We start from the raw sequence: 19,671 nt of genomic DNA, 5'->3' as shown, positions 1-19,671 counted from the left end.
ATGGAAAGGTCTGCAGATCATTCGACGACCGAGCCGGCTACCGACGGTACCGACAGGGATCAGACCGAGACGGCGCCTGATCGCACCGACACGGGGGCCGAGTTGGCTCAACTCGAGGACCGCTGGCGCAGGGCCCTCGCAGATCTGGACAACCTGCGCAAGCGGTATGCCAAGGATCTGGACCGTGAACGCGCCGCGGAGGTGGCGAAGGTTTCCGCGGCATGGCTGCCGGTTCTGGACAATTTAGAGCTTGCGCTGGCGCATGCGGGCAGCGATCCTCAGACCGTCGTCGAGGGTGTGAAGGCGATCCGGGATCAGGCGGTGCAGGTGCTGTCGCGGTTCGGCTTCGAGCGTCACGACGAGGTCGGTGTGCCGTTCTCCCCGGAGCTCCACGAAGTGGTCAGTGTGGTGGCCCAACCCGACCTTCCCTCCGGGACCGTGATCGAGGTCTTGCGCCCGGGCTACGGGGAGGACGGGCGGCAGCTGCGTCCCGCCGCGGTGGTCGTCAGCCGCCCCGAGGGGTGAGCACCGATGGCGCGTGACTACTACGAAGTGCTCGGGGTCCCGCGGGGCGCCGCCGCCGACGAAATCCAGCAGGCCTACCGCAAGCTGGCCCGCAAGTACCACCCCGACGTGAACAAGGACCCCACTGCGGAGGACAAGTTCAAGGAGGCCAACGAGGCCTACCAGGTGTTGTCCGACCCGGACACCCGAAAACGCTACGACCGATTCGGTGACGACTTCCGGCGTGTGCCCGAGGACTACGACGAACGGGTCCGGGCAAGCGCCGGTGGATACGGCGGCGGCGGGTTCGGCGGTGGGGGCAGAAGGGTGCACTTCGGTCGCGGTGTCGGTGGCGAGGGCGCCGTCGACTTCGAGGACCTCTTCGGGCAGATGTTCGGCGGCGGTGGCGGGTACGGGCCGATTCCCGGTGCCGATCAGGAAGCGGAACTGGAACTGACCCTGGAAGAGGCGTATCGGGGCGGCAAACGCACTCTCAGACTGGACGGACGGCAGTACGACGTCGACATTCCGGCCGGTGTCCTGGACGGCCAGCGCATCCGGCTGGCCGGGCAAGGCGGGCGGGGCAACGGTGACGCGCCGCCCGGGGATTTGTACCTTGTGGTGCGGATCAAGCCGCATGCCCGGTTCCGGGTGCAGGGCCGGGACATCTACGTCGACCTGCCCGTATCGCCCTGGGAGGCGGTCCTCGGGTCGACCGTCGTCGTTCCCACCCCGGGTGGCGAGGCGAAAGTCAAAGTGGTGCCGGGCTCGTCGACGGGAAGGAAGCTGCGCCTGCGGGGAGAGGGAATGCCCAATCCGCGGGGCGCCAACGGCAACCTCTACGCCGAAGTCAAGGTGATGGTGCCGGCGAAACCGACAGCACGCGAACGCGAGCTGTTCGAGCAGTTGGCCGCCGAATCGAACTTCGATCCGAGGAAAGAGACATGAGCACCCCGACCCCGGTCACCCAGTACGTCTTGGTTCGCCGTGCCGGATTGTCGCCAGATGCCTTCGCCGAACGTACCGGGCTGCACCCGGACCTGGCACGAAAGCTTGTGGCTCTCGGCCTGCTCGACGCCCGCCGCGACGCCGGCGGCGAGATGTCGTTCGAACCGTCCGAAGTGGCCCACGCCGCCCGCATCCAACGGCTGCGGACCGGTCTGGGCCTGAACTACTCGGCAATCGGGCTCGTGCTCGATCTGCTGGATCGAATCGAGAAACTCGAAGCAGCTTCCCGCAGAAGGAGGACACCCCCATGGACACCGGCAGCCTGACTGAGAAGTCACGAGAAGCCCTGCAGGAAGCCCAGAACGTAGCGACCAGAATGGGTCACACCGAGGTCGACGGAGAGCACCTGCTGCTCGCGTTGGTCGACCAGCAGGAAGGGTTGGTCCCCCGACTGCTCGAGCAGGCCGGCGCGAACGTCGATGCCCTGCGATCCGACCTGGAACGTGAACTGTCGCGCAGGCCGAAGGTCAGCGGCCCCGGCGCGACGCCCGGTCAGGTGATGATCACCCAGCGCCTGGCCAAGCTGCTCGACGCCGCGGAACGGGAGGCGAAGCGACTCAAGGATTCCTACGTGTCGGTGGAGCATCTCGTGATGGCCCTCTCCGAGGAGGGGTCGGCCAGTGCGGCGGGGCGGGTCCTCGCCAGTCATGGGGTCACACGAGAGGCATTCCTCACGGCGCTGACGAAAGTGCGCGGCAATCAACGCGTCACCTCGGCGACCCCGGAAGGGGCGTACGAGGCTCTGGAGAAGTACGGACGCGACCTCGTCTCCGAGGGGCGGGCAGGCAAACTCGATCCGGTCATCGGCCGAGATGCCGAGATCCGCAGGGTAACGCAGATCCTGAGCCGGAAGACGAAGAACAATCCGGTGCTGATCGGCGACCCCGGCGTCGGTAAGACCGCGATCGTCGAGGGCCTCGCCCAGCGGATCGTCCGCGGCGACGTGCCCGAGGGCCTGCGCGACAAGACGATCTTTTCGCTCGACATGGGTTCCCTGGTGGCCGGTGCGAAGTACCGCGGCGAGTTCGAGGAGCGACTGCAGGCGGTGCTGTCCGAGGTGAAGGCGGCCGAGGGGCGCATCCTGTTGTTCGTCGACGAGTTACATACAGTGGTCGGTGCGGGATCAGTCGGCGGCGAGGGGTCTCTCGACGCCGGCAACATGCTCAAGCCGATGCTCGCTCGCGGCGAACTGCACATGATCGGTGCCACCACTCTCGACGAGTATCGCAAGCACATCGAATCCGACGCGGCACTGGAGCGTCGCTTCCAGACCGTTCTCGTCGACGAGCCCAGCGCCGAGGATGCGATCTCGATTCTGCGCGGACTTCGAGAACGCCTCGAGGTGTTTCACGGCGTGAAGATTCAGGACGGCGCACTGGTGGCCGCCGTGACCCTCTCGCACCGGTACATCACCGACCGCTTCCTTCCGGACAAGGCGATCGATCTGGTGGACGAGGCGTGTGCCCGGCTACGCACCGAAATCGATTCGATGCCCGCCGAACTCGACGAGCTCACGCGGAAGGTGACCCGGCTGGAGATCGAAGAGGCCGCGCTGTCCAAGGAAACGGACGCGGCCAGCAAGGCGCGCCTCGAAGAGCTGCGTAAGGAGCTGGCCGACCTGCGGGCCGAGGCCGACGCCCGGCACGCTCAGTGGGAGGCGGAGCGGCAGGCGATCCGGCGGGTGCAGGAGCTGCGGGGAGAGCTGGAACGATTGCGCCACGAGGCCGAGGAGGCGGAGCGCAACTACGACCTCAATCGGGCCGCCGAGTTGCGATACGGCGAGATCACCGAGCTGGAACGCAGGCTCGAGGCGGCGGAGGAGCAACTGGCCACCAGGCAGGGCCGGAATCCGTTGCTGCGTGAAGTGGTCACCGAAGACGAGATCGCAGAGATCGTGGCCGCATGGACGGGTATCCCGGTCGCCCGGCTGCAGGAAGGCGAGCGGGAGAAGCTGTTGAAGCTCGACGAGATTCTGCACGAGAGGGTCGTCGGTCAGGACGAGGCGGTGCAACTGGTCGCAGACGCGGTGATCCGGGCGAGGTCCGGTATCCGTGATCCGCGCCGGCCGATCGGTTCGTTCATCTTCCTGGGCCCGACGGGCGTGGGAAAGACCGAGCTCGCAAAGACGCTGGCCAGTGCCCTCTTCGACAGCGAAGACAACATGGTGCGCCTGGACATGAGCGAGTACCAGGAGCGGCACACGGTGAGCAGGCTCATCGGTGCGCCCCCCGGGTACGTCGGGTACGACGAGGGTGGCCAGCTCACCGAGGCGGTGCGCCGCAAGCCGTACTCCGTGGTGCTCTTCGACGAGATCGAGAAGGCCCACGCCGACGTCTTCAATACCCTGCTGCAGGTGCTCGATGACGGCCGGATCACCGATTCTCAAGGCAGGCAAGTCGATTTCCGGAACACCGTGATCATCATGACCTCCAACATCGGATCCCAGCATCTCCTCGAGGGAGTCACAGCCGACGGCGAGATCAAGCCGGACGCCCGGGACTGGGTGCTGGCGGAACTGCGCGGGCACTTCCGTCCCGAGTTCCTCAACCGGGTCGACGACATCGTGTTGTTCACCCCGCTCACGCTGCCCCAGATCGAGCACATCGTCGAGCTGCAGCTCACCGATCTTCGGAACAGGTTGTCGGAGCGCCAGATACACCTGGATATCACGCCGGAGGCACGCCGGCTCATCGCCGAACACGGTTTCGACCCGGTCTACGGTGCGCGGCCGCTGCGGCGGTACATCGCCCACGAGGTAGAGACCAAGATCGGTCGTGCGCTGTTGCGGGGCGAAATCGAACCGGGTGGCACTATCAGTGTCACGGTGGACGGCGGCGAGCTCGCCGTCGCGTATGCCGAACCCGCCGTCGCGGCGGCCTGAGAAGAGGTGTCGTCATGGGATCCGACAAGGTGAAGTGTCCGAACTGCGGCAAGATCAACAAGGTGCCGGCGGCCGGGGAAGGAAAACCGCGCTGCGGGAACTGTCACGAGCCGCTGCCCTGGATCGCCTCGGCAGGGGACGGCGACTTCGCGGAGGTCGCCGAGAAATCCTCGGTGCCTGTGCTCGTCGACCTCTGGGCGACCTGGTGCGGCCCGTGCCGCATGGTCAGCCCGGCGCTCGAGCAGCTCGCCACAGAACGCGCAGGTCAGATCAAGCTGGTCAAGGTCGACGTAGATGTTGCTCCCCAGACGGCCGAACGGTTCACCGTCCGCGCCGTGCCGACTCTGCTGGTGATGGACCGGGGTGAGGTCCTCGCTCGGCAGGCGGGCGCCGCTCCGGTACCCCAGCTGCGCACGTGGCTCGATCAGGCACTCTCGGAAAATGCAGGCAAGGAGGCGAAGTCATGACCTTTGTCCATGCGGACCCACACGTGACCGCGATCCGGGCCGTGGTGCCCCGGACCCCGCAGGGTTGCGAGGAATGTCTTCGCCTCGGCACCCCGTGGATGCATCTGAGGCTGTGCCTGACGTGCGGACACGTCGGTTGCTGCGACTCTTCGCCGGGCAAGCACGCGAGCGCGCACGCTCACACCATCGGCCATCCGATCGTTCAGTCGATGGAGCCAGGTGAAGATTGGCGCTGGTGTTATGTCGACCAGAACTTCGTCTGAGGACGCCGCACCCGTCGGCGACATTCCGCCGGTCGACGACGAGACTCCGGACGAGGTCGGTGCTTTCCCACGGCTGACGGACGACCAGGTCGCGACGCTCGAGGTCGGTGGCACGCGTCGATCGGTTCACGCCGGCGAGGTGCTGATCCGAGAGGGCGCGCCCAGCAACGACTTCTTCGTCATCCTCTCCGGCAAGGTCGCGATCATCGACGAGGGCGACGGGGACGGCGAACGCCGGATACTGCGCGTGCACGGTCCCGGCCGATTCCTGGGCGAGCTCGGACTGCTGGAAGGCCAGGTGGCGTTCTTCACCGCCGAGGCGATCGAGGACGGCGAGATGCTCGTCGTCCCGGCCGCGCGGGTGCGCGAACTAGTTGCCCACGATCTCGTGCTCAGCGATCTGATCCTGCGCGCCTACCTGGTGCGCCGGCACCTGCTGATCGGACTCGGATCCGGGTTCCGGATCATCGGCTCCTGCTATTCCCCGGACACGTTGCGGCTTCGGGAGTTCGCCATGCGAAACCGACTGCCGCACAGGTGGATCGATCTGGAGCAGGACGAACGGGCGGAGCAGCTGCTGCGCAGCCTGGACATCGCCCCCGAGGACACTCCCGTCGTGATCTGGCACGGCGAGAAGGTGCTGCGCAATCCGACGAACGCCGAACTCGCCCGCATCGTCGGGCTTCCGGTCCCGGACTCGGTCCCGGACGCAGCCCAGGACGTGTGCGACCTCGTCGTGGTGGGTGCCGGACCGGCCGGTCTGGCCGCGTCCGTGTACGGCGCCTCGGACGGGTTGAACACGGTGACGCTGGAGTCGATCGCCGCCGGCGGCCAAGCCAGTACCTCCTCCCGGATCGAGAACTACCTGGGCTTCCCCGCAGGGATCTCCGGCGCTGAATTGGCAGAGCGCGCGGTGATCCAGGCCGGCAAGTTCGGCGCCCGCATCCTGGTGTCGGCGGAGGTGACCGGTTTGGGATCCGAGGCCGGGAACCATGTTCTCCGGCTGGCGGACGGCGGCGCGGTCCGCGGCCGGGCCGTCGTGCTCGCCACCGGGGCGCGATACCGCAAGTTGGCAGTTCCGGGGATCGAGGCACTGGAGGGAACAAGCGTGTACTACGCCGCAACCTATCAGGAAGCGCGGATGTGCGGCACCGATCCGGTGGCTATCGTCGGCGGCGGAAACTCCGCCGGCCAGGCCACCGTCTTCCTCGCCGACCATGTCTCCCACGTTCACCTGTTCATCCGCGGCGATGACCTCGGAAAGAGCATGTCCCGATACCTGGTCGACCAGATCGAGCGCCATCCGCGCGTCACCGTGCACCGGAATACCGAGGTTCGTATGGTCCACGGTGAGAAGTACCTCGAAGAAATTGTGGTCGAGGACAATCGCACGGGGGAACAGGACACGATCGGGGTGCACGCCCTGTTTGTCTTCATCGGGGCGATGCCGCACACCGGGTGGCTGGCCGACGCGATCGCACTCGACGACCACGGCTTCGTCCTCACAGGCGTGGACGCGGCGCGTGCTCGAGGGGACGGCGACCGGCGGATCGGCGCCGGGTTGTCGAGGACGCTCGAAACCAGCCGGCCCGGCCTGTTCGCGGCGGGCGACGTCCGCCGCGGCTCGGTGAAACGGGTCGCATCCGCTGTCGGTGAAGGAGCGATGGCGGTTCGCCAAATCCATGAATACTTCGAGAGGAGCTGACGACATGCCAGTGATGGGCACCGTGAAATTTCAGCGGTTCTTCCGGGCAGCGGCTGGACTGCAGGTCGACCGGAACGACCTCAAGCGCTATACGGATTTCATCGACGACAAGATCTACGACATGATTCTCATCGGCAAGGCCTCGGCCAAGGCCAACCTGCGGGACGTGATCGAACCGTGGGACCTGCCGATCACCAAGGGGCTGCAGGAGAGCATCCACCGGTTCGAAAAACTGGACGAGGAGATCGAACTTCAACCTCTGCTCGATCAACTGACGGCCCGCCCGCCGTTGGACGTGGCCCTCTCCGAGGAGACCGAGCAGCGGCTACCGCTGATCGCCGGAGGCTTGAGCGTGGCGCTGGCGCATACCTTCGTCACGGTCGAGCCGGACCGTAAGAACCCCGGGACCGCCGAATGGAACGTCGCCTTCGACATCTTCCATCTCTTGCTCTGACCAGTCAATTCCACAGTGCGGCAACAAAGCCGCTCCGCCGTCACCGCGGCCGGATCGGTCAGTAGTGGAGTCTGCGGCACAGCAGTCAGCCATCGGTCGGTAACCGAGAACTTCTCCTCCCCGACGTAGTCATTGAGAATTGTGCCTCGCGGTGGAGTCGAGTAGGGACCTCCCCGATGAATCACCAGGGTAGGTTCACGCGCGCTTCGCCGATCGCGTTTACCCCGCCTCGTTCGACGGCTGCCGCGTCTCCTCGATGCGTTGCCGCTGCCGGACCCCGTACGCCGCTTCCCTGACGGCGGCGTCGTCCTCGAGACCCGACCCGAGCGCCCCACCGATGGTCGCGATGGACGCCAGCAACCAGGCGAGCGTCAGGTAATCAACAAAGGTCACCCCGTGCCCCAGAACACGGGAGAACAGTTCCGGGGGGAAGAGTCAGACACGCAGTGAACAGCAGCAGACCGAACAGGGCCACGTGCAGCACGATCACGCCGATGACCAGGGTGACCACGGTCGCGGTGTTGTACAGCACCGAACGATCGCGCTCGTCCGGCGACGTCGGCCGCTCCCACAGTTCGTGATCGAGGATCAGCCAGAGAATCATCGCCACGATCGACAGCACCGTCGCCGCACCCATCCGCCACGGACCCATCGTGTCGGCGAACAACCAGATCGTGTTGGTGGCCAGCGCGATCGCACCCGTGGCGAAGGCGCCGACGAGGACCTTCGACAGTCCGGTGACCAGCCGCCACGGCCGGTTCGCCCGCACCATCCCCGACAGCAGCCGCAGCCGCCGCAGCCCCGACGGCGCGAAGTACCGGATACCGCCCTGGATCTGCGCCGACGGAAACCGCCGCGCCGCGCCGGGGTTGAGGTCCGGTTCCCCGAGGACGCGGGCGATCGCGAGTTCGGTGACGGCGCGGACCCGGCGCTCGATGCGCAGACCGCCCACCCCGGCGACGGAGATGAGCGCGAATTTGTGGTCGGCGCTGACGTCGGCCACCACCGGCAGGGTGTCCTCGCGGCGCGGCAGGTCGGTGAGGTACACGACGATGTCCTCCGCTTCGGAGGACGGATCGACCGTGTCGATGACATCGGCGAAATCCGCTTGCTCGTCGGGCAGGTACGGTTTCGGGCGCACGCTCGTCGTCCACCGGCGCTCGTCCCGGTCAGGGCTGCGCAGGCGTTCCGGCAGGGACTCCGCAATACGTTCGGCGAGAGCCGCCGGTTCGCCCGGATCCGCGATCAGCAGCACCGAGACCTGCTCACCCGCGGCACCGGGGCGCCCTGCCTGCACATGCTCGTTCGCCTTCACCGCCCTCGCGTACCCGCTCGGTCTGAACCCAAACTCCAGGCAGTGGGGTGCGAGACGGTCCACAGCGCCGCCGGGATATCCGTTGCCAGTCCGTGTCCGGTAGACACCCACAACAGCTACCCAAGCTGCACCGCCGACGCACGACCACAACCCGCTTCTCCGGCGCCTAAGCTGGCCCACACGCCCGCTCTCGTCCGGGAGGCCCTGCAATGTTCGTCCTACCCCGGCACTCCCACGCGATAGGAAAGCGGAGCTGGAACGGGCCCGGCACCGACCGCGGATGCGGCCGTCGGTCACCCGGTCTCGTCTGACGCCGGCCACTCCCCGGGGACGGACCTGCGTGGGATGCGCTGACTTCGGGGTGGGGGCGCAGCGCAGCGGTGGGTGCCGGGATCGACGGTGAGGTCCTCGGGGTCGGCGAAGATCAGCCCGCCCGTCGTCGAGCGCGATCGCTCACCAACCCCGGCGCCCAGTCGTACCCGGCGCCCCAGGTTGGGTCAGTGCCGCGAAGTCCTCGACGACCTCGACGACCTCGCCGAGGTCGTCCGCTTCGGGCTTTCCGGCGGACCAGCACCCGGACGCCGATCGTCAACTCCGGGCCGCGCGCAAGCCTGTTACCGCTTCTATGGGCCAGGGCTGCACCCTTTCGCTCGGTGAAGTCCGGGGCTCGAAGCATCAGCACCTTCCCTGCAGCACCCGAAGTGCCCGGACCAATCCGGCGATCGCCGGTTACTCACCGGTACAACTGCTTTGGCTCCCCCCGCCCCGGTTGCCACTTGCCAGATGGTGGTGCACCATCACTGCCGTGCGCAGTCCACGCTGGCCCGCGACCGCCCCACCGCCGTGCGGCGGTGACCGGGTGCACGGTCGCCGACTGCTGACCGTGCGCACTCACCTGACCCTTGAGCTGGTGCGGATCACCGCGTACCCATGCGGGCTCGCGCTGCAGCTGGCCCTGACCGCCACCGGCCGCCCGGCCCGGCGCGCTCTGCACCAGACCCGCCCGCTGACCGACCCCGCGGATCCGTCGGCCCAGTGGTCCTACCTCGACGTGTGGGCGGGGACCGACGACCTCGCGGTCGCGGACCCCTACTTTCCCCGCCCGGATCTCCACGCCACCGCCACCGGGATCTGCACCTTCCGCAGCGAGCCGCTGTACTGGCTCCCGGCACCGGCGCGGACGGTCACCCTGACCGCCGAATGGCCGCAGATCGGGTTGCCCGCGAGCCTCACCACGCTGGACCTGGCTGCGGTCGCGCCGTCGTCGACGCACCGCCCACCCTGATACCCCGGACGCCGATCAGTCTCCGCAATGCCGCCCGGCGCCGCGCAGCTCGGGATACCGGGCGGTCAGCCGGGCCACCAGTTGATGCACCTCGGAGAGTTGTCCCCGCAGGTATGCACTCAGTTGGCGGTCCTCTGGGCGTACTCCTCGGATGTTCTCGATTCGGGCGGTGAGCCCCTCGATCTCCTCGTCCAGCAGGTCGCGGAAGACCCAGGCTTGCGCGATATCGGGGTCGAGGTCGTCCTCGGTCGGTGTCATCCGGTGCTCTCTGCCCGGTGCGGCCGGAAACCGGGAGGGTGCGGCCGCGGAACCGGGAGGGTGGCGGCCGCGGAACGTGACGAGACTGCGCCGCGGCAATCCAGCGAGACATCGTTGCCGAGCCCGGCGACCGGCGTTAACCCGCCACTCCACTCCACGGTACGAACCACCTCTCACAAGACGTGATGTAAACCGCAGGGATCGTCGTCCCGAGGGACGGGTTCTCCGAAGTCGTCGGCGAGCTTGTCCTGAAATCCCTAGAATTGAGACGCCGCCCGCACCGCATCCGGATGCCGCAAACGTCCTGGTCGAAGCGTCTCACAAGTTAGTTCCACAACTATGTGCCACAACACTCGTACGGACCTGACTTTCGGTACGCTCCGCGGATGGAGTTGGGATACGCCCGTCGACCGCCAAGCAGAACCTCGCGCAGCATATCGACGCCGCTCACCAAGGTGGGGATAGACCAGGCGACGTTCTACGTGGACAACAAATCCGGGGGGCACCACCGACGTCCCGGACTGTAGGCGCTACTCGGCTACGCCCGATGATCGTGGTAACTATCCTGACCCACTCGATCGGATCGTTCGCCTCCAAGGGGCGGCTCTCGCACCGGCCGCCTCCGTGATCGCTACAAGAGGTCGAAGTTACAAGAGGTCGAAGTACTGCGAGCGAGCCTTCATGGCATGAATGAGCAGCTCGTTCCCACTGTCGAAGCGCAGGACAACCAGTTCCAGGAGCCGACCGTTCGGGTCGAAACCCAGCCGGAACTCGCGCGCGGGGTTGTCGTCGTCCAGACCAGCGGTATATATGTGATGCTCTGCCGCGTAGATGCCATCGTTTTCGCTGATCCCGTGTTTGAGCGCGGATTTATGCGCCTTCACGCGACCTGGGTCCAGGCACGCACCGCTTCTCGAATCGCCTCGGATCGGGAAACATGCTCCTGCTCGGCACGGGCGTTCAATGCCTTCAACAATGCCTCGTCCATCCGTACCGGTACCACTGCGCCGGGGCCGTCCCCCACGGTCGGCCGGCCGCGTTTGCGCAACTTTTCGACGTCGTAACCGGCCTCGGCCTCGTCTGCCCACTGCTGGATCATCCCGTCCGTGACGGGCGCTCCGTTGATCGTTTCCTCAGCCATACCCATTATCGTAATACGAAATTTGACTAAAGGCATCCGAGTGATGCCCGCCGCTCGCGTGCTTGCGGTCCATCTAACCCACATCTAACCCGACCCGGATACAACAAAGCCCCAGGTAGCAGCTCGAAAATAGGCTCTACAATTCCGTGTCATAACCACCGTACAGACCTAACTTTCGGTACGCTCCGAAGATGGAGTTGGGATACGCGCGGGTGTCGACGAGCAAGCAGGACTTGGCGCGACAGATCGACGCCCTCACCAAGGCGGGGATCGACCCGGCGAACGTGTACGTGGACAAGAAGTCCGGTGCCACCACCGAGCGGTCGGGGTTGCAGGCGCTACTCGGGTACGCCCGCGAAGGCGATGTCATCGTGGTGCACACCCTCGACCGTCTCGGCCGCACCGTCCGCGACACCCTCAACCTGATCCACGACCTGCACCAGCGCGGCATCGGATTCCGAAACCTGGCCGACCCCATCCGAATCGACTCGACCAACCCGGACGACCCGATGGGCCAGCTGGCGGTGATACTGCTGGCGCTGTTCGGGCAGATGGAACGCACCTACGCGGTCGAACGGGCCGCGCACGCCCGCACCGTGGCAGAGAAGACGGGCCGCCGCACCGGCCGGCCCAGCGTCGTCACCGACGCCCAACTCGCCTACGCCACCCAACTGCGGGACGGTGGGGCCACCATCTCCGAGATCACCGACAAGACCGGGCTCACCCGCTCCACCCTCTACCGACACCTCCCGTCACGTCCGCCGAAGACACTCGCTGTCGACACCGCCACGGCGGAGGAAAAGCCCTCGCAGTCAACGGTTCCGGCGGCGACATCACCAACCCTCGGACCGTCGGCCTGTCCGACCTGCGGGTATCAGCCCTCCACACGCCGGGACCTCGTCCCGCATCGCGCCGATCTCGCCACCGTCTGGCTGCACCTCGACGGCGGCCACCTGCGGCAGGCGCGGCACTGCGCCCGCTGCCAGCCGCACAGCCACGTCCTGGTGATCAGTTGCAGCCGATGCGGCGACGGTCCGCTGCTCACCGGATCGCCCGGTGACGACCTGCCCCCGCAGGCACTGGCCTGGCTCGAAGGTCACGGATGGACCACAACTCCACGGCTCGTCTGCGACGCTCACGACCGGTGACTACCGGCTGGTCGAAAAACGGATCCCGACGACGCGATCGACGCAAGTTGCCCTAATCAGTGCGACTCGCTCAGGTGACGCGCACGACCGGCAGCAGTCGGCGGGCGAATCGGGATGCCGTACTGCTTCGCGATCCGGCTCATCCGCGGCACGCTGCGTCCCACCTCGTGCCCGAGTTCCCGCAGTGTTCGTCGCTGGGTGACGTACTGGTCGTGGAACCATGCCGGATCGACCGGCGGCCCTCCGACGGCCGGGGTGATGCCGTGGTGTCGTGCCAGCCGGCCTGCCGATTTCCTGCTGACGCCGATCATCGCGGCGATCTCGGCGAGGGTGCGGCGTTGCACACAGTAGAGGTCGACGAACTGCGTCCGACTCAATGCTTCCTCTGCTGCGGTCTGGGCTGCGCGTTGTCCGAACCGCTCTGCGGCAGTGGGCGATGCGGGTGCGGGATGGTTTTCGAGGAGGTAGCGGATCACGTCGAGGGTGGTGCCAAGTTGCCGCGCGATCTCGGACAGGGAGGTGTGTTCGCGGCGGGTCAGGTCGTGGAGGGCGGCGAGGTCCACTGCGCCCGGATCGGGTCCGGGCAGGTCGAGCCCATCGAGCAGATGCAGGGGTGGATGCCAGGCAACCGGTTCCTTGCCCAGTCCCTGGTCGTCGAGGAATTGGTGGGCCGCCTCGTCGAGTAACGCAGCCAGTGCGGGGGTGAGTGTGCGCGGGAATCCGGACAGTTTCGCGCGGACGTCGTCACCGGCCGCGAGGAATGGGGACCGGGACGCGGGGAGCCCGCTGAGTCGTTCGAATAGCAGGCAGCGGGCGAAGTCCGCCTTCTGGCCGGCGCCTGGGGGTGTTCCGGTTCGGCGGCAGATCTTGTGCCACAGTTCGTCGGGTAGCAGTGCGCGATAGTCCAGGTGGCGGCGCCGGTCGTAGTCGATCGGAGGCGGCTCCGCGGCGAGGTGATCCGCCAGCCGGGTCAACGCGATCAGGCTGTCGTCCCACCGAGGGGAGTTCCGCAGGCATGCCAGCGTGCGGGTGACCCCGTCCGCGCGGACCGCCGATCCCAGGCGGTCGGCGGCCTCACCGAGCCTGACTGTGGTGCCCACCAGCATCAGAGCTACCGACAGGGCCGGCCGGACTTGCGCCGGACTGCACGGGGCCACCGTGAACCGCAGTGACCATTCCGGCCACAGCTGGGTCGGGATGCGGCGGGCGGCGTCGTTCACGGTGGTGGCGCTCGCGGACGGGTAGCTCGGGAGGGTGGCGGCGCTGCGGTACCGCAACTGATCGACGGCGCGGACGAACAGCGGCCGCAACGCGGCGAGCTGGATGGCCGCCAACACTGTACTGGTGGCGCTGCCCCAGTCGCATATAGTTCCGGCGTCGACAGGCAGCCCCAGACGCCGACCACCGTGCACCAGCCACCGCAACGCCTCGCCGGCACCGGCGATGTCGGGCCGATCCAGCACCGTCATGGCCGTCGTCACCGCGGCGGCGGTGGCGATCGCCCCGTCGGCTCCGGACAGCTCCGATCGACGCAATGCCGGTGCTTCCGGTGCGGGCGCTGACCGAATCCGGGCCAATGCGTGGGCGAGGTCGGCGGGAACCCGATCGGCGATCTCCTCGATGCTGCCGTAGACGAGGACGCGGGATGCGATGGCGTGCAGATCGGCCAGCACCACGCGGGTCGCGACGAAGTGGTCTGCGTACACACCGAAGGTGCCTTGGCCGGCGGTGAGGACATCGAGCACGCGTTGCTGGGCCCGGATCGCCGGGTGATCCGGGTGCAACCGCATCACCGGTGCCGAGGTCAAGTCTGCATCGCACCGGGTGAGTCCACGTGGGCGTGCGGTGTCCGCACTCCGGTGGGCGCAGCGGCCCGGACTCGGCACGACCTCCCGGAGGGGACGGCGGCACCGTTGGACGCTTTCGCAGTGCGGGCAGGTGTCCGCCAGCAGGCAGTGGTGTTCGGTGCAGGCGAAGACGCACCCCAGCCGCCACTGCAGTTGCCACCGTCCGCCGGAGTCGGCGAGGCAGTCTGGGCAGTACCGGGATCGGCGCCCGTTACCCCAGGGCCAGCCCCCGGACCGTCCTTTCCGGATCTCGAGGGACAGCGCGACGCCGTCGTAGCGGACCAAGGTCATCGCCTCGACAGCGGCCGCGGGCAGATCCGCCGCCGCCGCGATGGTCTCCACGTCGTTTGGACGCAGGTGCATCGGCCACAGGTGCGGGCGCCGAACCCTGCCGGCGGCAGCGCTGTCGTCGGGGCGCAGGGCCTTGTCCAGGTCGACGAACGGCGTCCTGGTGCGGTGCGCGATGGCCTCGAGCCAGGAATCGATCGCCTCCCCGGGCAACGGGGCCACCCGGATCGGCAGGGTCCGCACCCCGGTCATCGGCGGCGACGGGTCGGCCGGGTGGTGATGCGGCGCGCCTCGAGGGCGGCCTGGAGTTCGCGCCGCGCGGTCTCGGCGTCCTCGTCGTTGCTGACGGCGTCGAGTACCTCGGCATTGAGACGTTCGCGGCCGGTGGCGACCGCGCGGTGGCAGCCGCGGTTGATCAGTACCATCAGCGACCCGATGTGGCCGGTGCTGCGGGTGAACAGGTAGTCCGAGAGGTCGTCGGCGAGCATGCCGGGGTACTTCTCGGCGAGCACCAGTCCCTGTTCGATCGCCAGCAGCATGGTCCGCCATTCGCGGCGGCCGGCGTCGGTGTCGATGACGAACGGCCGCATCCCCACCAGCGTGGTGCGCCGCGCGGTCTGCGCCTCGGCGAACAGGCCGCGTTCGGCCAGCTTCACGCCGATGAACACCACGGTGACCGGGAACTCGTTGGCGATGTATTTGAAGTGGTTGCTGATCTCCACGCCGCTGGTGGCGTGCATGCGCAGGAAATGCAGATCATCGACCACCAGAAGTCGTGTCTCACAGGAGGTCACGCAGTCCAGGGTGCGGCGGGACAGGTCGGCGCTGGTGCCGCGGGTGATCCCGGGGTGGGCGTAGAACTCGAGCATCGCTCGGTTGAACTCCTTGAGGCCGGTGTTGCCGGTCAACCCGACCCGGCACACCGGCCACCGCTGGTGCCCGTCGCGGGTGTGGGTGCCCTTGATCCGGATCTCGCGGCGGTGGAACTTCTTGGCGAACGCCAGCACCGATGTCGTCTTGCCCAGGCCGGGGTAGGCGTCGATCGCGACCGCACCCTTGGCCTTGTCGCCGAACTGGAGGTTGCTGTCGACCACGGTCGAGAGTTGCTCGTGCAGCGCGGTCAGTTGCGGGGTCCGGATCGGGCCCAGGTTCGCGTGCCACAGCTGCCGAAAATGGTTGTAGACCTCGGCGTCGTCCGCGCTGAGCGCTCTCAGTTGCGTGCGGGTCAGCACCTGCGGCGCGACCAGGGAAGGGGCGTCGGCGAAATCGCGCCACCCCTCCTTGCGGGAGAGCGCCACGTTGCCCAGCGGCGCGTAGTCCTGCAGGTGCTGCCGGATCAGTGCGATCGTCACAGGTACTCCAGCGCATCGGCGTAGAAGTCTCCGTCGTCGGGCCGGTCCGGCTCGTCCTCGGCGTCGTCGTCACCGATGTCCTTACCGTCCTGCGCGGTGTCGACAGGCGCCGCCGCGTCGTGCCGCGTCACCGATGGCAGTCCAGTCGGGTCTGTCGGTCCGTCCGGCTCGAGGTCGAGTGCTGCGTCCTCGCGTGCCATACGCAACGCCATGCGCCGCTCGCTCATGCTCGACCCGAGGCCGAGATTCCACCGCTCGAGCAGGTCGGCGACCGCGATCCGGTCATCGGGGTAGGTGTACTTCGCCTTCGCCAACCGGCGCGCGAACGCCAACGCGTCCTCGCTGAGCGGCATCTGCATCGACCGGGCGTGCTCCCACTTGAGCGGGTACCACCGCCGGGAGGCCGGATCCCGCAGGTAGATCCGGGTGATGTCGTCCGGGTCGACATGTAGTGGCCACCACCGGCCCTTGCCCTTGCCCCGGTCCGGGTACGGGCTGGCGCCGTCGCGGCACCCGGGCGGCAGGTCGCCGTGATACCGGCGGCCGTGCACCTCGAACCCGTAGTGCTGGAGGGTGCGCCACTCCACCTTGAGGAACTCGTACCCCAGGTCCGGGTCGCGCGGGACCTCGATGTACCCGGCGCGGGCGATGCCGTGCTCGAACATCACCGCCGGCGACATCTTCACCGCCGGCAGATGCGGATCGAGCAGGCTCTCGTGCGGCCGGTGGTGGTACACCACCGCCACCCACTCCCGGATGATCGCCTCCAGTTCGTCGAGGTAGAAGAACGCCTCCGACTCCGGCGCCGCCCCACGCGAATGCACGTCCGGGCCCTTGTAGCCGGGCAGCGCCTGCAACAGGTCCTCCCGGAGGGTGCGGAAGAACCGCTCCACCGGCCCTTTGTCGCGGCCGGTCCGCAACCGGGCCGGCTGGATCGAGATCCCCATCCGCTGACACACACTGGTCAGATGTTCGGAGACGTAGATCTTTCCGTGGTCGATCACGATGGTCTCCGGCGCCAGCGCCGGAGACGCCGCCCCGGCGATCGGCCCGTTGATCGCCGAGGGGTCGATCAGCAGGGACCGGGGAATCCCGTGCTCGGGCCACACCGCGTGCGCGGGCCAGTCCCTGCCCGCCGGTCGGGGCCGGAACGCCTGATACAACGTGGCCGCCGCGTCGACCGCCTTCGTCGACACCGGTGTGAGCCGGATCCCGACGACACAGCGTGTGTACCAGTCCATCCCGATCGTTAATTCCGCCTGCACCCACCGCAGTGTCACCGGGTCCAGGGCAAACACGTCCAGCCGCGTGGTGTCCATCAACAGGTACTCACCCGGCCGGGTCGGGCGCAGCTTCCCGTACGGCTCGTCCGGTCGGGCCGCGATGTCCCGGTTGCGTTTGGTGCTCAACCGGAACGTCGGGTGCCGCCGCTCCAGGTCCTCGAGTATGCGAAACGCCGTCGCCCGCGACGGCAGCCGCACCACACCCGCCCCGAACCGGGCCACCACCCGGGCATTCGCCCGTTCGATCACCATCGTCCGTGACGGCCGCGACTGATCGGTGTGCTCGACCATCACCTCTAACGCCGTCTCGACCCAGCGCTGGTCGCGGTGCTCCATCGGCCCATTCCCGGCCGCTCTGCCCGGTACGAGGCCGGCCTCACCACCGCGGCGATAGTCACCGACCCAGCGCCGCAGTGTCCGCACCCCAATCCCGAGCTCTTCAGCCTTCGCCGCATACCGCCTCGTCAACGGCACCGCCGGGTCGTACTCGGCGCGCGGTTCGCCCGGCACAGACAACTGCGCGGAACCCGACCTGTACCCGGTCAGCACCTCGCGCACATGCGCAGCCCGTTCGAGCAATTGGATGCGGTCGGGCTCGGTCAGCATCGCCGTCACAACGGAAGACAACTCGCCGGGATCGTCGGAGGACGGCCCGCCCTCCTCGGGGATCACCCGCACGTTCTCCGAGGTCAGCAGCTCTCGAACGGCGATGCGGCGGATCTGACCGTTCGTCTTGGTTCTGAGCACGACCTCATTACTCGCCGCGGTTGCCATCATCTCGATCACCTCGACGATCTCACCGTCGTAGATGAACCGAGTCCCGACACCGACCCGCGCCGCTGCGCCACTCATGACGCGGTCCGCAACACGCTGGCAGCGGTCAACCTCTGCGCCAGGTTCACTCGGAACTCCTGCCGCCACAGCAGATGAAACAGCGCCGCCCGTACCAAAGGTTCCGGATAGGCAGACACCGCAGGCAGTGCTTCTCCGATCCTGATCCCCTCCCGCACTACACATCTCACCGCATCCAGCACATCCGGATCGAAGAACCACGCCCGCCGATAGCCGGCGAGGAACCGCACATTCTCCAGCTCGATCGGAGGCGGCTCGCTCCACACCTCGTAGCGCCATCCCCGCGCGGTCAACACCGACCTGGTCCACTCGAACGTGAACGCCACGGTCTTCGACGCCAACCGCCGGCGAGGTTTCACATCCACGATCACCGGTCCGGTATTCGTCAGCAGCAGGTAGTCCGGAATGTGCCGGCGTTCCTTGCCATCGACCGGGCACCTCAGCAGGAACGGCTGCGCGGCAATGCGCTGCACCTCCACATCGAAGTCCGCGAAAATCAGACGTGCCAGCTCCAACCGCGATTCGTAGATCACAAGACCGGACTCGCTCGCAGCCCAATAGGTACCCGAATAGTGCTGCTGACCTCCATGCCAGCGAAAGGTCCGCCATGGCGCGGAGGCAACAATGTCATCGACCGCGACCTCAGCCAGCGGTCGGATCTCCTCGGCGCCGTCCACTACGTGGCGGCGCGACAGCTGCGCCGCACCCAGATTCGACGACCCGGCACGCGTTCTCGCCGATCCAGCGACCGTAGCGTTCCCCATCGCGGTATCTCCCCGCATCGGAAGTACTCGGTTGGATCATCCACCCGCAATCCGCTCTCACCACGCAGCCACGCCGAGACAATCTCACCCAGATGGCCAACTGGCCACCGAGTGGCCATCTCGCGTGAGATCTGGCCAAGGTTCTCGAGACCCTACACGAACTCCGCTGCGCTCCGCCCTGTTGAAGAACTCGTTCGTTTGACGTGCTGGCCTTCCGATCCTGATCGACGGCGGCCGGGCCGCAACCCCCTGGCGGCTGCGCCGGCAAAGCTCAGAAACTTTCTCAACCCGCACTCGCTTCGCTCGCAGAGAAACTTTCTGCCCAGGGGGTTGCACCCCGTCCTGATACCGCCGATCCGACTCTCCTTGCCAGCAAGGCAAAAAGAACGATCAGGGCGCGGCAGGTGTCCTGGTCCGAATTGGAGGTAACTGTGAGCGGCACAAACGATTTCGTGGTCAACGGAGTCATCAGCAGCAGTCCTGACGTCGCTCGCGCCGAACTGGCTCAGGCACATTCCGAACGAAAGGCACACAAGGTGTACGACATTCTGAACATCTGCGAGTCCGCAGACAGGTTTGCCCAGATTTTCGCGGACGAGTCGATTGCCCGGCAGGTCGCTCGTCTCGGCTGCCGCGACGTCGACCGCTTCGTCGAGTTGCTGGACGCACTGGGATACGAGGAGCGCGCGGCCGTCGTTCGCCTGATCCACCTCTCGGAGCACGTCGAGCACCAAGGGGGAGAGATGTGGATAAGCGTCCTCGGACTCCCCGGCCATGACTGGTCCGCGACCAGCTAACAGCGGCAGCACCACCGGAAAACACAAGACACCGGGCAGTTGGTACCTGCCCGGTGTCT

18 protein-coding genes and 1 pseudogene are annotated in these 19,671 nt (G+C 67.2%); 11 read left to right on the top strand and 8 right to left on the bottom strand.

Features of this window, described 5'->3' with window-relative positions:
* From PSR88_RS40800 to PSR88_RS40765, 8 genes are read left to right on the top strand one after another with little or no spacing between them, the layout of a single operon-like run.
* Positions 1-525, top strand: a complete 525-nt coding sequence (locus tag PSR88_RS40800; RefSeq protein ID WP_005571964.1) for a nucleotide exchange factor GrpE — start codon at positions 1-3, stop codon at positions 523-525.
* Between the two features lie 6 nt (positions 526-531).
* Positions 532-1,452 carry a J domain-containing protein gene (locus PSR88_RS40795; RefSeq protein WP_342339003.1) on the top strand — a complete coding sequence of 307 codons (921 nt, stop codon included), beginning with the start codon at positions 532-534 and terminating at the stop codon, positions 1,450-1,452.
* Positions 1,449-1,778, top strand: coding sequence for a chaperone modulator CbpM (locus PSR88_RS40790; RefSeq protein ID WP_016885045.1), 330 nt, complete (start codon positions 1,449-1,451; stop codon positions 1,776-1,778). The genes PSR88_RS40795 and PSR88_RS40790 overlap by 4 nt, the downstream gene beginning before the upstream one ends.
* Positions 1,760-4,393, top strand: a complete 2,634-nt coding sequence (gene clpB, locus PSR88_RS40785; protein ID WP_016885044.1) for an ATP-dependent chaperone ClpB — start codon at positions 1,760-1,762, stop codon at positions 4,391-4,393. The genes PSR88_RS40790 and clpB overlap by 19 nt, the downstream gene beginning before the upstream one ends.
* 14 nt (positions 4,394-4,407) lie before the next feature.
* A complete protein-coding gene (trxA, locus tag PSR88_RS40780; protein ID WP_007297052.1) occupies positions 4,408-4,860 on the top strand; it encodes a thioredoxin in 453 nt (150 codons plus the stop codon).
* Positions 4,857-5,123 carry a UBP-type zinc finger domain-containing protein gene (locus PSR88_RS40775; protein WP_342339002.1) on the top strand — a complete coding sequence of 89 codons (267 nt, stop codon included), beginning with the start codon at positions 4,857-4,859 and terminating at the stop codon, positions 5,121-5,123. The genes trxA and PSR88_RS40775 overlap by 4 nt, the downstream gene beginning before the upstream one ends.
* Positions 5,101-6,828, top strand: a complete 1,728-nt coding sequence (locus PSR88_RS40770) for an FAD-dependent oxidoreductase (RefSeq protein ID WP_342339001.1) — start codon at positions 5,101-5,103, stop codon at positions 6,826-6,828. Before PSR88_RS40775 ends, PSR88_RS40770 begins: the two co-directional genes overlap by 23 nt.
* Positions 6,829-6,841: 13 nt before the next feature.
* A complete protein-coding gene (locus PSR88_RS40765) occupies positions 6,842-7,282 on the top strand; it encodes a DUF1931 family protein (RefSeq protein WP_005259205.1) in 441 nt (146 codons plus the stop codon).
* A 219-nt stretch (positions 7,283-7,501) separates the two neighbouring features.
* Here PSR88_RS40765 and PSR88_RS40760 read toward each other — a convergent pair.
* A pseudogene (locus tag PSR88_RS40760) lies at positions 7,502-8,597 on the bottom strand (hypothetical protein).
* An 805-nt stretch (positions 8,598-9,402) separates the two neighbouring features.
* Here PSR88_RS40760 and PSR88_RS40755 point away from each other — a divergent pair.
* Entirely contained in the window at positions 9,403-9,882 is a 480-nt protein-coding gene (locus tag PSR88_RS40755) for a hypothetical protein (protein ID WP_016885140.1), read from the top strand.
* Between the two features lie 15 nt (positions 9,883-9,897).
* On the opposite strand, the gene PSR88_RS40750 is transcribed toward PSR88_RS40755, so the two are convergent.
* The 3 genes from PSR88_RS40750 to PSR88_RS40740 all read right to left on the bottom strand — a co-directional run bounded on the left by PSR88_RS40750 (position 9,898) and on the right by PSR88_RS40740 (position 11,281).
* Positions 9,898-10,140 carry a hypothetical protein gene (locus PSR88_RS40750; protein WP_029539827.1) on the bottom strand — a complete coding sequence of 81 codons (243 nt, stop codon included), beginning with the start codon at positions 10,138-10,140 and terminating at the stop codon, positions 9,898-9,900.
* Between the two features lie 647 nt (positions 10,141-10,787).
* Complete coding sequence (locus PSR88_RS40745) at positions 10,788-11,024, bottom strand: hypothetical protein (RefSeq protein WP_016885138.1); 237 nt, start codon at positions 11,022-11,024, stop codon at positions 10,788-10,790.
* Positions 11,021-11,281 (bottom strand): ribbon-helix-helix domain-containing protein, encoded by a 261-nt coding sequence (locus PSR88_RS40740; protein ID WP_016885137.1) that lies wholly within the window; start codon positions 11,279-11,281, stop codon positions 11,021-11,023. Before PSR88_RS40740 ends, PSR88_RS40745 begins: the two co-directional genes overlap by 4 nt.
* Before the next feature lie 191 nt (positions 11,282-11,472).
* Here PSR88_RS40740 and PSR88_RS40735 point away from each other — a divergent pair, with 191 nt between their 5' ends.
* Positions 11,473-12,429, top strand: a complete 957-nt coding sequence (locus tag PSR88_RS40735) for a recombinase family protein (RefSeq protein WP_016885136.1) — start codon at positions 11,473-11,475, stop codon at positions 12,427-12,429.
* Between the two features lie 56 nt (positions 12,430-12,485).
* On the opposite strand, the gene PSR88_RS40730 is transcribed toward PSR88_RS40735, so the two are convergent.
* Genes PSR88_RS40730 through PSR88_RS40715 form a run of 4 tightly spaced genes read right to left on the bottom strand, consistent with a single transcriptional unit; the run spans position 12,486 to position 18,728 of the window.
* Positions 12,486-14,816 (bottom strand): TniQ family protein, encoded by a 2,331-nt coding sequence (locus tag PSR88_RS40730; protein WP_016885135.1) that lies wholly within the window; start codon positions 14,814-14,816, stop codon positions 12,486-12,488.
* Positions 14,813-15,916 (bottom strand): TniB family NTP-binding protein, encoded by a 1,104-nt coding sequence (locus tag PSR88_RS40725; RefSeq protein ID WP_016885134.1) that lies wholly within the window; start codon positions 15,914-15,916, stop codon positions 14,813-14,815. Before PSR88_RS40725 ends, PSR88_RS40730 begins: the two co-directional genes overlap by 4 nt.
* Positions 15,913-18,051: a helix-turn-helix domain-containing protein gene (locus PSR88_RS40720; protein ID WP_016885133.1), complete on the bottom strand. Its 2,139-nt coding sequence runs from the start codon at positions 18,049-18,051 to the stop codon at positions 15,913-15,915. The genes PSR88_RS40725 and PSR88_RS40720 overlap by 4 nt, the downstream gene beginning before the upstream one ends.
* Positions 18,048-18,728, bottom strand: coding sequence for a TnsA-like heteromeric transposase endonuclease subunit (locus PSR88_RS40715; protein WP_237724245.1), 681 nt, complete (start codon positions 18,726-18,728; stop codon positions 18,048-18,050). Before PSR88_RS40715 ends, PSR88_RS40720 begins: the two co-directional genes overlap by 4 nt.
* Positions 18,729-19,246: 518 nt before the next feature.
* Between PSR88_RS40715 and PSR88_RS40710 the strand changes: the two genes are divergently transcribed.
* Positions 19,247-19,612, top strand: coding sequence for a hypothetical protein (locus PSR88_RS40710; RefSeq protein ID WP_016885131.1), 366 nt, complete (start codon positions 19,247-19,249; stop codon positions 19,610-19,612).
* Positions 19,613-19,671: the final 59 nt, after the last annotated feature.

It is taken from the genome of Rhodococcus sp. DK176 (genome assembly GCF_038447315.2).
GTDB classification, from domain to species: domain Bacteria; phylum Actinomycetota; class Actinomycetes; order Mycobacteriales; family Mycobacteriaceae; genus Rhodococcus_F; species Rhodococcus_F jostii_A.
The sequence above is the reverse complement of the archived record's forward strand: the minus strand, read 5'-3'. Positions and strand labels throughout refer to the sequence as shown.